The following is a 14,716-nucleotide window of genomic DNA, read 5'->3' on the forward strand; positions in this document are numbered from 1 at the left end:
AGCCGGTTCCGCGGCATCCCGATGGGCAGGCGCGGTAGCGCCATCAATAAAAAGCGGATATCCGGCCGGGGTAGGCCAAGCCTGTCCAGGCTGCCTGCGCCGACCGGATGCACGGGATGAGCCCTTGCTTGATTATGCGGCCAGGGCCTCGGCCAGGATGGCCAGCGCGCGGTCGAACTGGGCGTCGGGAATGGTCAAGGGGTACAGGAAGCGCAGGACGTTGCCGTACACACCGCAGCTTAGCAAAATCAGGCCTTGCGCGATGGCGCGGGCCTGCACCTTCTTGACCGCCTCGGCGTCGGGCTTGCCGTTGGCATCGTTCAGTTCCAGCGCCACCATCGACCCCAGGCCGCGCACGTCGGCGATGCCCGGCACCTTGGCGCGCAGGCCCTCGAGGTGGGCGCGCAGCTTGTCGCCCAGTTGCACGGCGCGTTCGCACAGTTTTTCCTCGGCGATCACGTCCAGCACGGCATGGGCCGCGGCCACCGCCAGCGGGTTGCCGGCGTAGGTGCCGCCCAGGCCGCCCGCGGCCGGGCCGTCCATGACGTCGGCGCGGCCGACCACGCCCGAGATCGGGAAGCCGCCGCCCAGGCTCTTGGCCATGGTGATGAGGTCGGCCTGCACCGAGTGGTGTTCCATGGCGAACAGCTTGCCGGTGCGGCCGAAGCCGGTCTGCACTTCGTCGGCGATCAGGAGGATGCCGTGCTCGTCGCAGAGCTTGCGCAGCGCCACCATCAGTTCGGGCGGGGTGATGTTGAAGCCGCCTTCGCCCTGCACCGGTTCGATGATGATCGCGGCGACGCGCTTGGGATCGATGTCGACCTTGAACAGCAGGTCCAGCGCCTTGAGCGAATCGGCCACGCTGATGGACTGGGTGCCGTTGGGGAACGGCACGTGATAGATGTCGCCCGGCATCGGGCCGAACGACAGCTTGTAGGGGGCGACCTTGCCGGTCAGCGCCATGCCCAGCATGGTGCGGCCGTGGAACGAGCCCGAGAAGGCGATGACGCCCGAGCGGCCGGTGGCCGAACGCGCGATCTTGATGGCGTTTTCGACGGCTTCGACGCCGGTGGTGAAGAAAGCGGACTTCTTCAGGCCGTCGATCGGGGCCAGGCGGTTGATGCGCTCGGCCAGCGAGACGTAGCCTTCGTACGGCACGATCTGGTAGGCGGTATGGGTGAAGTTGTCGAGCTGGGCGCTGACAGCGGCCTTGATCTTGGGATGCAGGTGGCCGGTGTTCAGCACGGCGATGCCGCCCGCGAAGTCGATGTACTCCTTGCCGTCGGCATCCCACAGCGTGGCGTTTTCGGCGCGCACGGCATAGAAGTCACACATGACGCCGACGCCGCGCGGCGTGGCCAGGGAACGACGGGTATTCAGGTCCTGATTTTTCATCTCAGCCTCGGATGGCAAGTGGGCGGTAAAGCCTTACTTTAATGCTACTATGGCCCCATTGGTGGGAACCACTTTTATAAATCAGGTAGAACCAATTGCGGTCCATTGTCGGAGACTTGCTGCAACTGCGCCTGGCCGATGCCGCTGGCGGGCCGATGAACAAGCGGCTGTACCATGGCATCCGCGAAGCCATCCTGGACGGATCGATTGCCGCCGACTCGCGCCTGCCCGCCTCGCGCGACCTGGCCGCCGAACTGGGCATCGCCCGCAATACCGTGGTGCACGTCTATGGCCAGTTGCTGGCCGAAGGCTACACCCGCAGCCTGCAGGGCAATGGCACCTTCGTCAACGCGTCGCAGCCCGACTCCTATCTGGCCAGCGGCCGCCAGTCGCGCCGCGCTCCGGTGCCGCAGCCGCGTGCGGCGCTGTCGGCGCGTGGCGCCGCCATCGTCGACGGCGTGTCGGCCTCGCCCTACCAATGGGGCGCCTTCATGCCGGGCGTGCCCGACCTGACCGAATTTCCGCACAAGAAGTTCGGCCGCATTTTTTCCGCGCTGTGGCGCAACCCCAGCCCCGATCTGCTGACCTACGCCTACGGCGGCGGCCTGCCCGCGCTGCGCGAGGCGCTGGCGCAGCATCTGGCGCTGACGCGCTCGATCGACTGCGAGCCGGACCAGATCCTCATCACCGAAGGCTCGCACCAGGCCATCGACCTGGCCACCCGCATCCTCGGCGAGGCGGGCGAGACCGCCTGGGTCGAAGACCCGGGCTATTGGGGCGCGCGTACGGTGCTGCAGGCCAACGGCCTGCATACCGTGCACCTGCCGGTGGACGAGGAAGGCATGCGCCTGCCGGACGCGGGCGCGGTGCCCGGCATGGCGCCGCCGCGCTTCATTTTCGTGACGCCGTCGCACCAGTATCCGCTGGGACCGGTGATGTCGCTGGCGCGGCGCCGGCAACTGCTGGCGGTGGCGCGCCAGCATGGCAGCTGGATCATCGAAGACGACTACGACAGCGAATTCCGCTTCTCGGGCCGGCCGATCGCCTCGCTGCTGGGCCTGGAGCCGGACGCGCCGGTGATCTACATGGGCACCTTCAGCAAGACGCTGTATCCGGGCCTGCGGGTCGGCTACCTGGTGCTGCCCAAGACGCTGACGGCGGCGTTCCAGGCGGCCCACGCCGAGCTCTACCGCGAAGGCCACCTGATGACGCACGCGGCGCTGGCCGCCTTCATTGCCGAGGGCCACTATGCCGCCCACATCCGCCGCATGCGCATGCTGTACGGGCGCCGCCGCGCCATGCTGGTCAACCTGATCGAGCGGCGCCTGGGACCCGAGTGGCTGCATCGCGACGCCAGCCTGGCCGGCCTGCACCTGGTGCTGACCATGCCGCCCCATATGGACGACCTGCGGGTGGTGGAGGTGGCGCGCCGCAAGGGCGTGCTGACGCGCGCCCTGTCGCGCTACTACGTTGGCGCCGAAGGCCGCCGGCCCGGCCTGCTGCTGGGCTATGCCTGCGTGCCCGAGCACGACATCGCGCGCAAGTTCGAAGTATTGCTGGAAAGCCTGGCCGAAGTGGCGCGCATGACGCCGGCCGCGCCGGCGCTGGTGGCGCAGCCGGCCTGACGCGGGTTTGGCAAGCCGGCGCCCGGTTTGCCATGCCGCTCAGGTTGGGCCGGGCTGCCCGCCGCCCAGCGCCGCCGCGAAGGCGGCGGCATTGCGCATGCCCTGGTCCTCGAAATTGGTGTTGAACACCGCATGCGCCTGCGCGCTTTGCCGCGCCAGGTCCTGGAAACGGCGCGCCAGCTCGGCCAGCTCGGCCTCCGAATACGTATATTGAAAGCGCCCCGACGAGGCGGCGCCGCTGGCGTTCCAGGTGGCGGCATTGCGGCCGTGCAGCCGCAGCAGCGTCAGGTCGGGGTGAGTGCATTCCCACACGGCCGGCACGCTGTTGTCGAAACCCTGCGGCGCGTCCACCACCGTGTGGACCACGCCCAGCTCGCGCTCGAACGCCAGCGTGGCCGCCGTGGCCTGGGCGGATTCGAACCAACTGAGGTGCCGGAATTCGACCGCCAGCAGGTGTTCGGGCAGGCGCCGCGCGCACTCGGCCACCAGCGCCTGGCCGCGCGGGCCGCGCCGCAGCCAGGGCGGAAACTGGAAATGCACCGCGCCCAGCTTGCCGGCCATGCGCAAGGGTTCCAGCGCCAACGTGTAGCGGCGCCAGAGTTCATCGCGCAGGTCGCCGGGCATGGCATGGTGGTAGATGACCGGTTCGGGCCAGTCGGCCAGCTCGCGGCGGATGTCGGCGGGCAGCGACGCCAGCGGCGTCTGGTGGCCGGTGAAGAGGCGGTAGGCCTTGATGTTGAAGACGAAATCGTCCGGCGTGCGCTGCGCCCACAGGTAGGCGTTTTCGGCGCTGGGCAGGGCGTAGTAGCTGGAATCGACCTCGGCCAGCCCAAAGCGGCTGGCGTAGAAGCGCAGCCGGGCCTGGGCGTCATGCGCCTGGCGCGGATAGAAGCGGCCGCACGCCAGCAGCGTGGGGTCGGTCCAGGAGGCGGTGCCGGTAAGCAGGCGCATGGGGGCGAAAGGGCGCGTGGCGTTCTGGTGGCGGGGCCGGGCGGCTGGGGCGCCGGCGGACGACCCCGTGGCTATCGGGAAACGGTCCGACGGTGGCCGGGTTCGACTGTTATGATACCTGGATATATCCCCAGGTATCGGGCCGCGCCGACCGCGCCCGCCGCCGCCCACCGCACGCCCATGTCCGACCAGAATCCCGCCCATCCGTCCGGCCGTCCCGATCCGCTGGCCGATCTCAACCCCGCCCAGCGCGAGGCCGCCGAGTTCGGCGTCGGCGGCACGGGCGACGACGGGCCGTTGCTGGTGATCGCCGGCGCCGGCTCGGGCAAGACCAACACCCTGGCGCATCGGGTCGCCCACCTGATCCTGAATGGCGCCGATCCGCAGCGCATGCTGCTGCTGACCTTCTCGCGCCGCGCCGCCCAGGAAATGGAACGCCGCGTCGGCAGCGTGCTGCAGCGGGTCATGAACCTGCGCGGCAGCCAGCAGCCGCCGTCGCTGCCGTGGGCGGGCACGTTCCACGCCATCGGCGCGCGCCTGCTGCGCGATTGCGCCCAGCGCATCGGCCTGTCCGAGGCCTTCACCATCCACGACCGCGGCGACGCCGAAGACCTGATGGGCATGGTGCGGCACGAGCTGGGCCTGTCGTCCACCAAGTCGCGCTTTCCGCTCAAGGGCACCTGCCTGGCGATCTACTCGCGCGTGGTCAACAGCCAGACGCCGGTGGCCGATGTGCTGCACGCCACCTTCCCGTGGTGCGCGCAATGGGAAGACGAACTCAAGAACCTGTTCCGCGCCTACGTCGCCGCCAAGCAGGACCAGCAGGTGCTGGATTACGACGACCTGCTGCTGTACTGGGCCGAGATGATGGGCGACGCGGCCATCGCCGCCGATGTCGGCGCGCGCTTCGACCACGTGCTGGTGGACGAATACCAGGACACCAACCGCCTGCAGGCGGCCATCCTGCTGGCCATGAAGCCCGATGGCCGCGGCCTGACCGTGGTGGGCGACGACGCCCAGTCCATCTATTCGTTCCGCGCCGCCACGGTGCGCAACATCCTCGACTTCCCGGCCCTGTTCCCGCAGCCGGCGCGTGTCATTACGCTGGACCGCAACTACCGTTCGACCCAGCCCATCCTGAACGCCTCCAACGCCGTCATCGGCCTGGCGGCCGAGCGTTACGCCAAGGATCTCTGGAGCGACCGGCAGTCGTCGCAATTGCCCGAGCTGGTCACCGTCAGCGACGAGGCCGGCCAGGCCCGCTGGGTCGCCGACCAGGTGCTGGCGCAGCGCGAAGGCGGCGCCACGCTCAAGTCGCAGGCGGCGCTGTTCCGCACCTCCAGCCACAGCGCCGCGCTCGAACTGGAATTGACCCGGCGCAACATTCCCTTCGTCAAGTTCGGCGGGCTGCGCTTCCTGGAGGCGGCGCACGTCAAGGACCTGCTGTCGCTGCTGCGCTGGGCCGAGAACCCGCGCGGGCGCATGGCGGGATTCCGCGTGGCGCAGCTGCTGCCCGGCATCGGCCCGGCCACCGCCGGCAAGCTGATGGATGCGATGGCGCAATCAGCCGAGCCGCTGCGCGCGCTGCGCGAGTTCAAGCCGGGGGCGGCGGCGCAGGCGGAGTGGGGCGCGTTCGCCGACACCTACGCGGCGCTGGCCGATCCAAACCTGCGCTGGCCGGCCGACGTCGACCTGGCGCTGCGCTGGTACGCCGGCCAACTCGAACGGCTGTACGACGATGCGCGGGTGCGCAAGACCGACCTGGACCAGCTGGTGCGCATTGCCGCCGGTTACCCCTCGCGCGAGCGCTTCCTGACCGAACTGACGCTGGACCCGCCCGACGCCACCAGCGACGAATCGGGCGCGCCGTCGCGCGATGAGGACTACATGATCCTGTCCACCATCCACTCGGCCAAGGGCCAGGAATGGAAGGCGGTGTACGTGCTGAATGTGGTCGATGGCTGTATCCCGTCCGACATGAGCACCGGCAGCGCCGAAGAGATCGAGGAAGAGCGGCGCCTGCTGTACGTGGCCATGACGCGCGCCAGGGAACGCCTGCAGCTGATCGTGCCGCAGCGTTTCTACGTGCACCAGCAGACCGGCATGGGCGACCGCCACGTCTACGGTTCGCGCACCCGCTACATCACCAACGCCATGCTGCCGCTGTTCGATCACTTGCCCAAGCCGCCGGACTTGCCGGCGCGCGAGGCCAAGGCGCCGCAGGCGCCCAGCGTGGACGTGGCCAGGCGCGTGCGCAACCTGTTCGCCTAGCGGGGCGTCCGCGCAGGCCGCGGGCGGGGCGCGCCGGTGGGCTATCATCGGCCGATAGGTTGCACCCGCAGGGCTCGCATCGCCAAAGGATGTCTATGTCTACCGAAGAGAATGCCGCCGCCGCGACCAATAGCGAAGTGGTGGCGTCCATCGCCTATGTGAACGGCCGGCGCGATCACGAGGTGCCCATCGAGGAGGTGGGCAAGCACGTCGATCCCGGCCGCAGCATGCTCTGGATCGGGTTGCGCAACCCCAGCCCCGAGCGGCTGGCGGACGTGGTCGGCCAGCTTGGCGCCTGCGACAAGAACCAGGAAGAAATGCTGGAGGCGCACCGCCGGCCCAAGATCATCGACTACGGCAACATGGTGCTGATCGTCGCCATCACCGTCGAAGTCGAGGCCGAGCGCCCCATCTTCGGCGAAACCCAGTTCCTGATCGGCGAGGGCTTCCTGGTCACGGTGCGGCGCGGGGCCACGGCCGGCCACAGCCCCTTGCGCGAACGGCTGGAGGCCTCGCCCGACCTGCTCAAGCGCGGCAGCGACTATGTCGCCTCCGAATTGCTGGACTGGCTGGTGGACCGCTATGTGGCGGCGGCGGGCAAGATCGAATCGGTGGTCGAGGGGGCGGAACAGAAACTGCTGATCCGCGGCGCCAAGGATTCGGATATCCGCAAGCTGTATCGCCAGCGCCGCGACCTGCTGCGCATCCACACCGTGGTGTCGCCGCTGGCCGAGATCTGCCGGCGCCTGGCGCGGGTCGAGATGTCGGCGGTGGACGAACACGCCCGGCCTTACTTCGGCGAGGTGGCCGACCGCGTGCTGCGGGTCGACGAACTGTTCAATGCCCTGCGCGAGTCGCTGGCCTTCGCCTTTGAAGCCAGCCTGATGATCGGCCAGGCGGCGCAGAACGACACCACCCGCAAGCTGGCGTCCTGGGCCGCCATCCTGGCGGTGCCCACGGCCATCGCCGGCATTTACGGCATGAATTTCAAGTTCATGCCCGAACTGGCGTCGCCGTTCGGCTATCCGGTCACGCTGGGCGTGATCGCCTCGGTCTGTTCGTTCCTATATTGGCGTTTCCGCAAGTCGGGCTGGCTGTAGCGCGGCCCCGGGGCGCAACCGTGCCATCGCGGGCGCGCCGCGCCGCCCGGCGGCCGCCGGGCTGTGGCAAACTGCCTGCGTTTTCCTCTCCGGAGCGCGGCCCGTGCGCGGCAATTCCCCCTTTCGCGGCGGCAGCAAGCTGACCGCCCTCGTCGTCGCCCTGATCCTGGCGGCGGCCGGCGCCCTCGTCAACTGGCTGCAACCTTCCGGCCAGGGCGATGCGCGCCCGGCCGGGCGGCCTGGCGCCAGCGCGCCCGCCGCGCCGGGCCGCGCGGACGCCGTGCCCGCGGGCAGCTATACCCTGACCGGCATGATCGTCAACGTCGCCGACGGCGACACCGTGACGCTGCGCGCGCCCGACGGCCAGCGCCGCATCCGCCTGGACAGCATCGACGCGCCCGAGGAGGGCCATGGCGCGGACCAGCCCGGCCAGCCCTATGCCGAAGCCTCGCGCCAGCACCTGGCCGGGCTGGTGGCCGGCAAGACCGTGACCGCCCAGTGCTACCTGAAGGATCCGTACGGCCGCGACGTCTGCGCCCTGATCCTGGAGGATGGCCGTTCCGCCAACCGTCAGCAGGTCGAGGCCGGCTATGCCTGGGCCTATACCGCGCGGCAGGGCGACTACCTGAACGACAAGGCCATGCCCGGCCTGCAACGCCAGGCCAAGGCCGCCGGGCGCGGCCTGTGGGCCGGCAAGAGCCCCATGCAGCCCTGGAAGTGGCGCTACGACTGCTGGCGCCAGCGCCAGTGCGGCTGAGCGCCGCGCGCCGGCGGGGGAAATCCGTCCTGCTGCGCGCGCCGCATGCCGCCCGCGAGGTCCCTAGGGGGATGCCAGGGTACTGGCGCGGTTACACCTTTGCTATTCTCTGTCGCACTGTATAGAAGGAAAGGTTTCCATGCGTGCTTTGATGCGGCTCTGGGCGGCGGCCATGATGCTGTTGCTGGCGTTGGCGGGCTGCTCCCGGGACGGCAGTCCCATCAACAGCCCCTATCCCTCCGGCGCCGAAGGCCAGAACACACTGTATTCGGCCTTCGTCAAGCGTTCGCCCAAGTACCTGGACCCGGCCAGCTCCTATTCCGGCGATGAAACCCCTTATACCTACAGCATCTATGAAACGCTGTACGGCTACCATTACCTCAAGCGGCCCTACCAACTGATCCCGCGCGCGGCGGCCTCGATCGATCCGCCGGTCTACCTGGACGCGCAGGGCAAGGTGTTGCCGGCCGAGGCGCCGGGCGAGCAGATCGCCGAAAGCGTCTACGACATCAAGATCAAGCCCGGCATCCGGTTCGCGCCGCATCCGGCCTTTGCCCGCAAGACCGACGGCAGCTATGACTACTTCCCGATCGCGCCTGAAGACCTGGCCGGCAAATACGCCATTCCCGACTTTCCGCGCACCGGCACCCGCGAACTGACCGCCGACGATTACGTCTACGCCTTCCGCCGCCTGGCCAGCCCGCGCGTGGCGTCGCCGATCTACTCGCTGATGGCCGAGTACGTCAGCGGCCTCAAGGAATACGGCGACCGCCTCCGCCAGCGCGACCAGGCGCTGCGGCGCGACCTGCCGGGCGGCGCCGGGGCCTCGTGGCTGGACCTGCGCGAACCTGACGGCTTCACCGGCGTGCAAGCGCTCGATCCGCACACGCTGCGCATCCGCGTCAATGGCAAATACCCGCAGTTCAAGTACTGGCTGGCCATGACCTTCACGGCCCCGGTGCCCTGGGAGGCCGATCGCTTCTACAACCAGCCCGGCATGGCCGAGCATGACCTGTCGCTCAACACCTGGCCGGTGGGCACCGGCCCCTACATGCTGGCCGAGTCGCTGCAGAATCGCCGCCACGTGCTGGCGCGCAACCCCAACTTCCATGGCGAGCCGTATCCCTGCGAGGGCGAGCCGGGCGACCGCGCCGCCGGCCTGCTGGCCGATTGCGGCAAGCCCACGCCGTTCATCGATCGCGCCGTGTTCAGCGTCGAGAAGGAAGCCATTCCGCTGACCGGTAAATTCATGCAGGGCTACTACGACGTGCCGCAGATCGAGCGCGGCGAATACGGCGTGGCCATGCTGGTGGCCGCTGGCGACAGCCAGGACAAGGCGCGCAAGTACGCCGAGCACGGCATCCGCCTGCCGACCACGGTCGAGACCGCCAACTGGTACATGGGCTTCAACTGGCTCGACCCGGTGGTGGGCAAGGGCGACACGCCCGAACAGGCCGAGAAGAACCGCAAGCTGCGCCAGGCCATCAGCATCGCCTTCGACTGGGAAGAGTACGTGGCGGTATTCGAGAACAGCCAGGCCTCGGTGGCCTACGGCCCGGTGCCGCCCGGCGTGCTGGGCTACCGCGAGCCGCCCGAGGGCGTGAACCCGGTGGTCTACGACCTGGTTGACGGCAAGCCGGTGCGCAAGTCCATCGACACCGCGCGCAAGCTGCTGGCCGAGGCCGGCTACCCCGATGGCCGCAACGCCGTGACCGGCGCGCCGCTGGTGCTGTACTACGACTCCATGACCGGCGGCGGGTCCAATCCGCAGTTCGACTGGATGCGGCGGCAGATGGCCAAGCTGGGGGTGCAGCTGGACGTGCGCGCGACCGACTACAACCGCTTCCAGGACAAGATGCGGCGCGGGTCGGCGCAGATCTTCCTGTGGGGCTGGAACGCCGACTATCCCGATGCCGAAAACTTCCTGTTCCTGCTGTACGGCCCCAACGCCAAGGCCAAGAGCGGCGGCGAGAACGCCGCCAACTACGACAGCCCCGAATACGACAAGCTGTTCGAGCAGATGAAGTTCCTGGATGACGGCCCCGAAAAGGAAGCCCTGATCCAGCGCATGGTCGCCATCGTGCAGCGCGACGCGCCCTGGATGTTCGGCTACTTCCCGATGTCGGGCGGCGCCTATCAGCAGTGGGTCGGCAACGCCAAGCCGACCCAGATGGTGCGCAACACGCTGCAGTACATGAAGATCGATCCCGCCCTGCGCGAACGCAAGATCGATGAATGGAATTCCCCCATCTGGTGGCCGGTGGGCCTGTTCGTGCTGCTGATCGCGCTGGCGATCTGGCCGTCCTACGTGGCGCTCAAGCGGCGCGAACGGCAGACCGCCTTCGCCCCGGCTTCCCGCAAGGAGCATCAATCATGATCGGCTACGTCATTCGCCGGTTGCTGTACGGCGTGCTGATTCTGATCGGCGTGAACCTGTTCACCTTCATCCTGTTCTTCGCGGTCAACACGCCCGACGACATGGCGCGTCTGGCCATCGGCGGCCAGCGTGTCAGCCAGGACGCGGTCGAGAAATGGAAGGCCGAACGCGGCTACGACAAGCCGCTGTTCTTCAACGCCCGGGCCAGCGGCACGGCGCAACTGACCGACACCGTGTTCTACCAACGCTCGGTGCCGCTGCTGGTGATGGACTTCGGCGCCTCCGACGGCGGGCGCGACATCGGCCGCGAGATCCAGACCCGCATGGGGCCAAGCCTGGCGCTGGCGGTGCCGACCTTCCTGCTGGGGCTGTTCGCCAGCATCGTGTTCTCGTTGACGCTGGTGTATTTTCGCGCCACCCGGCTCGACTTCTGGGGCGTGGTGCTGTGCGTGATGCTGCTGTCCATTTCCAGCCTGTTCTACATCATCGCGGGTCAATGGCTGTTCGCCAAGCTGCTGCGGCTGGTGCCGTTCTCGGGTTTCTCGGGCGGGCTGGACATGGTCAAGTTCCTGGCGCTGCCGGTGCTGGTGGCGATCGTCTCGCGCCTGGGGCCCGAGGCGCGCTTCTACCGCACCCTGTTCCTGGAGGAGATCGGCAAGGACTACGTGCGCACCGCGCGCGCCAAGGGACTGGCCGAGCGCGTGGTGCTGCTGCGCCACGTGCTGCGCAACGCCATGCTGCCGATCCTGACCAGCACCGTGGCCGCCTTGCCGCTGCTGTTCATGGGCAGCCTGATCGCCGAGTCGTTCTTCGGCATTCCGGGCCTGGGCAGCTACACCATCGACGCCATCAACGCACAGGATTTCTCCATCGTGCGCGCCATGGTCTTCCTGGGCGCGTCGCTTTACATCGTGGGGCTGATCCTGGCCGACCTTTCCTACACGCTGGCCGATCCCCGCGTCCGATTCGAGTAGCCGCCATGCCCAAGTTCGTATTCCTCTGGACCGACATCGCGCTGTGGCTGATGGTGCTGGGCGCGCTGGCCTATGTCTGGCACGCGCGGCGCAGCCCGAATCTGCGCGCGACCTGGGCGCGGGTGGCGCGCGACACGCCGGCGATGTGCTCGGCCGTGGTGCTGGCGGCGTTCGCGCTGATCGGCCTGCTCGATTCCATTCACTACCGGCCGCTGCTGCCGCCCGCGCCCGGCGCGGCCGCCGATGCCGCGCCGGTGTATGCGCCGGCCGTCAACTCGGCGCTCGACGGCCTGCTGCGCGGCAGTGTTCTGACGCGCCCCGAGAAAACCTATTCCAGCCCGCTGGCGGTGCGCCAGTTCACCAAGGAGACCTTGCTGGTCGATGACAAGCCGGTGCGCGATTTCCCGCGATTGCGGGCGGCCGGCACCCACCTGGCCGATCCCGACCGCGATCATCTCGGCGATGTTTCCTACCGCTTCGGCCTGGGCCTGGCGGCCGGGCTGGCGGTGGCGCTGGCCGGCGCCGGCCTGGTGTTCGCCTGCCTGGCGCGGCGCGGCGGCGCGGCGGCGGCGGCCGAGGCCCTGCTGGGCGGGCGCGCCGAGGTGCCGTGGCGCGCCATGGCCGTCACCTTCACTTTGCTATGCCTGGTGGCGGGGGCGCTGGCCGGTCTGTCCAGCGGCTATCACGCGCTGGGCACCGACCGCATCGGCAACGACGTGCTGTGGCAAGCGCTCAAGAGCGTGCGCACGGCGCTGGTCATCGGCAGCCTGACCACGCTGGCGATGCTGCCGCCGGCCATCGTGTTCGGCATCGCGGCCGGCTACTTCAAGGGCAAGGTCGACGACGCCATCCAATATCTCTACACCACCATCACCTCGATCCCGGGCGTGCTGCTGGTGGCCGCCTGCGCCTTGATGATGCAGGTCTACATCGACAACCACGCCGACCTGTTCGACACGTCGGCCGCGCGCGCAGACCTGCGCCTGTTCCTGCTGTGCATGATCCTCGGCTTCACCGGCTGGGCCGGCCTGTGCCGCCTGCTGCGCGCCGAGACCCTCAAGCTGCGCGAACTGGAGTACGTGCAGGCTGCGCGCGCGTTCGGCGTGTCGCACTGGCGCATCATGACGCGCCACCTGCTGCCCAACGTCGCGCATCTGGTGCTGATCACCGTGGTGCTGGAATTCTCTGGCCTGGTGCTGTACGAGGCGGTGCTGTCGTACCTGGGCATCGGCGTCGATCCCAGCATGAATTCCTTTGGCTCGATGATCGACGGCGCGCGGCTGGAAATGTCGCGCGACCCGATGATCTGGTGGAACCTGATGACCGCGTTTCTCTTCATGCTGGCGCTGGTGCTGGCCGCCAACCTGTTCGCCGACGCGGTGCGCGATGCCTTCGATCCGCGCACCCGCCGCTACAAGCCGGCCCGCCCGCCCAGCGTCGGCGGGTTCGGCCGCCGTCGGGGCGCGGTCCTCGCGGCCGATGCCCGCGCCGTCAAGCCGGGAGACACGCCATGAGCCAGGATATCCGCCAGGACGCGCCCTTGCTGGCGGTGCGCGGCCTGGACGTCGACATCGCCGGCGAGAGCGGCATGACGCACGCGGTCAAGCGGCTGGAGCTGGCGATTTCGCGGCGCGAGACGTTCGCGCTGGTGGGCGAGTCCGGTTGCGGCAAGAGCATGACCGCGCTGGCGCTGTTGCGCCTGCTGCCGGACGCCGGCCGCATCGTCGGCGGCCAGATCGACCTGGATGGCGAAGACCTCAACCGCCTGCCCGAAAGCGCGATGCGCGGCGTGCGCGGCGGTCGCATCGGCATCATCTTCCAGGAACCCGCCACCAGCCTCAACCCGGTCATGCGGGTCGGCGACCAGATCATCGAGACGCTGGTGGCGCACACGCCGCTGCGCGGCGCCGCGGCCCGCGCCCGCGCCATCGACTGGCTGCGGCGGGTCGGCATCGCGGAGCCGGAGCGGCGCATCGACGATTATCCGTTCCAGTTCTCCGGCGGCCAGAAGCAGCGCGTCATGATCGCCATCGCGTTGGCGGCCGAGCCGTTGCTGCTGATCGCCGATGAACCCACCACCGCGCTCGACGTTACCGTGCAGGCGCAGGTGCTGGCGCTGCTGGCCGACATCCAGCGCGAGATCGGTATGGCCGTGCTGCTCATCACCCATGACCTGGCGGTGGTGCGCAATGTCGCCCACCACGTGGCCCTGATGCGCGGCGGCGAGATTGTCGAGAGCGCCGACGCCGAGGAATTCTTTCGCGCGCCCAAGCACCCCTATGCGCGCCAGCTGTTCGACGCCATTCCCACCTTCGGCAAGCGTGGCCGGCCGCTCAGCGAGGCCGGCCGCGCGGCCGCGGCGGCAGAGACGGACACGCGCCGAGGCCGCGCGCGCGAACCGGGGGTGGTGCTGGACGTGCAGGACCTGAAAGTCCATTACCCGGTGCGCAAGGGGCCGCTGCGGCGCGTGGCGTCGTGGGTCAAGGCGGTCGATGGCGTGACCTTCACGCTGCGCGCCGGCGAAACCCTGGCGCTGCTGGGCGAATCGGGATGCGGCAAGACCACCACCGGCAAGGCGCTGCTGCGCCTGATCGATGGCGCCCATATCGCCGGCCGCGCCATGCTGCAGGGACAGGACCTGCTGACCGCCGACCGCGCCCGCTTGCAGCGCCTGCGCCAGGACATCCAGATCGTGTTCCAGGACCCCTATGCGTCGCTCGATCCGCGTATGCGGGTCGGCGACATCCTCGACGAAGGCCTGGCGTCCCTGCGCCGCGGCATGGCCGCGCGCGAACGCCGCGAGCGCGCCGCCCGGCTGATCGAGCGTGTCGGCCTGCCGGCCGACACGCTGGCCCGTTATCCGCACGAGTTCTCCGGGGGGCAGCGCCAGCGCATCGCTATCGCGCGCGCGCTGGCGGTGGAACCGAAGGTGCTGATCTGCGACGAGCCGACCTCGGCGCTGGACGTGTCGGTGCAGGCGCAGATCCTGGACCTGCTGCGCGAGCTGCAGGACGAGCTGGGCATCGCCTACCTGTTCATCACCCACAACTTCGGCGTGGTCGAATACCTGGCCGACCGCATCGCGGTGATGGACGGCGGCCGCATCGTCGAGCTGGGCGAGGCCGACGCGGTGCTGCACGCGCCGCGCCAGGACATGACGCGCCGATTGCTTCAGGCGGTGCCGCGCCTGCAATTCGGCTCGGCCTGAGGCGCGTCGGCGGGTTCCCGGCCCGATCCCTGGCCACGCCGCGCCCGCGGGGCCGGCC

10 protein-coding genes are annotated in these 14,716 nt (G+C 69.1%); 8 read left to right on the forward strand and 2 right to left on the reverse strand.

What is annotated here, in order from left to right; genetic code table 11:
* Positions 1-132: 132 nt before the first annotated feature.
* Positions 133-1,395: a 4-aminobutyrate--2-oxoglutarate transaminase gene (gene gabT / locus K2W61_RS17070; RefSeq protein WP_175135530.1), complete on the reverse strand. Its 1,263-nt coding sequence runs from the start codon at positions 1,393-1,395 to the stop codon at positions 133-135.
* A 95-nt stretch (positions 1,396-1,490) separates the two neighbouring features.
* Here gabT and pdxR point away from each other — a divergent pair, with 95 nt between their 5' ends.
* Positions 1,491-3,020, forward strand: a complete 1,530-nt coding sequence (gene pdxR / locus K2W61_RS17075; RefSeq protein ID WP_419761604.1) for a MocR-like pyridoxine biosynthesis transcription factor PdxR — start codon at positions 1,491-1,493, stop codon at positions 3,018-3,020.
* 39 nt (positions 3,021-3,059) lie between these two features.
* Here pdxR and K2W61_RS17080 read toward each other — a convergent pair whose 3' ends face one another.
* A complete protein-coding gene (locus K2W61_RS17080) occupies positions 3,060-3,971 on the reverse strand; it encodes a DUF72 domain-containing protein (protein ID WP_175135531.1) in 912 nt (303 codons plus the stop codon).
* Between the two features lie 180 nt (positions 3,972-4,151).
* Between K2W61_RS17080 and K2W61_RS17085 the strand changes: the two genes are divergently transcribed.
* From K2W61_RS17085 to K2W61_RS17115, 7 genes are all read left to right on the forward strand, one after another.
* Positions 4,152-6,242, forward strand: a complete 2,091-nt coding sequence (locus K2W61_RS17085) for an ATP-dependent helicase (protein ID WP_236756130.1) — start codon at positions 4,152-4,154, stop codon at positions 6,240-6,242.
* A 95-nt stretch (positions 6,243-6,337) separates the two neighbouring features.
* Complete coding sequence (locus K2W61_RS17090) at positions 6,338-7,342, forward strand: magnesium and cobalt transport protein CorA (protein WP_175135533.1); 1,005 nt, start codon at positions 6,338-6,340, stop codon at positions 7,340-7,342.
* 103 nt (positions 7,343-7,445) lie between these two features.
* Complete coding sequence (locus tag K2W61_RS17095) at positions 7,446-8,099, forward strand: thermonuclease family protein (protein WP_175141514.1); 654 nt, start codon at positions 7,446-7,448, stop codon at positions 8,097-8,099.
* A 139-nt stretch (positions 8,100-8,238) separates the two neighbouring features.
* Positions 8,239-10,476, forward strand: a complete 2,238-nt coding sequence (locus K2W61_RS17100; protein ID WP_175141513.1) for an ABC transporter substrate-binding protein — start codon at positions 8,239-8,241, stop codon at positions 10,474-10,476.
* Positions 10,473-11,450, forward strand: a complete 978-nt coding sequence (locus K2W61_RS17105; protein ID WP_236756131.1) for an ABC transporter permease — start codon at positions 10,473-10,475, stop codon at positions 11,448-11,450. The genes K2W61_RS17100 and K2W61_RS17105 overlap by 4 nt, the downstream gene beginning before the upstream one ends.
* Before the next feature lie 5 nt (positions 11,451-11,455).
* Entirely contained in the window at positions 11,456-12,964 is a 1,509-nt protein-coding gene (locus K2W61_RS17110; RefSeq protein ID WP_175141512.1) for an ABC transporter permease, read from the forward strand.
* 8 nt (positions 12,965-12,972) lie between these two features.
* A complete protein-coding gene (locus tag K2W61_RS17115) occupies positions 12,973-14,658 on the forward strand; it encodes an ABC transporter ATP-binding protein (protein WP_175132738.1) in 1,686 nt (561 codons plus the stop codon).
* Positions 14,659-14,716: the final 58 nt, after the last annotated feature.

The sequence above is a fragment of the Achromobacter pulmonis genome (assembly GCF_021733725.1).
Lineage (GTDB): Bacteria > Pseudomonadota > Gammaproteobacteria > Burkholderiales > Burkholderiaceae_B > Achromobacter > Achromobacter pulmonis.

Coding starts and splice junctions, on each gene's coding strand:
- K2W61_RS17090 (WP_175135533.1), top strand. CDS start 6,338: ATGTCTACCGAAGAGAATGCCGCCGCCGCGACCAATAGCGAAGTGGTG.
- K2W61_RS17110 (WP_175141512.1), top strand. CDS start 11,456: ATGCCCAAGTTCGTATTCCTCTGGACCGACATCGCGCTGTGGCTGATG.
- K2W61_RS17100 (WP_175141513.1), top strand. CDS start 8,239: ATGCGTGCTTTGATGCGGCTCTGGGCGGCGGCCATGATGCTGTTGCTG.
- K2W61_RS17085 (WP_236756130.1), top strand. CDS start 4,152: ATGTCCGACCAGAATCCCGCCCATCCGTCCGGCCGTCCCGATCCGCTG.
- gabT (WP_175135530.1), bottom strand. CDS start 1,395: ATGAAAAATCAGGACCTGAATACCCGTCGTTCCCTGGCCACGCCGCGC.
- K2W61_RS17080 (WP_175135531.1), bottom strand. CDS start 3,971: ATGCGCCTGCTTACCGGCACCGCCTCCTGGACCGACCCCACGCTGCTG.
- K2W61_RS17105 (WP_236756131.1), top strand. CDS start 10,473: ATGATCGGCTACGTCATTCGCCGGTTGCTGTACGGCGTGCTGATTCTG.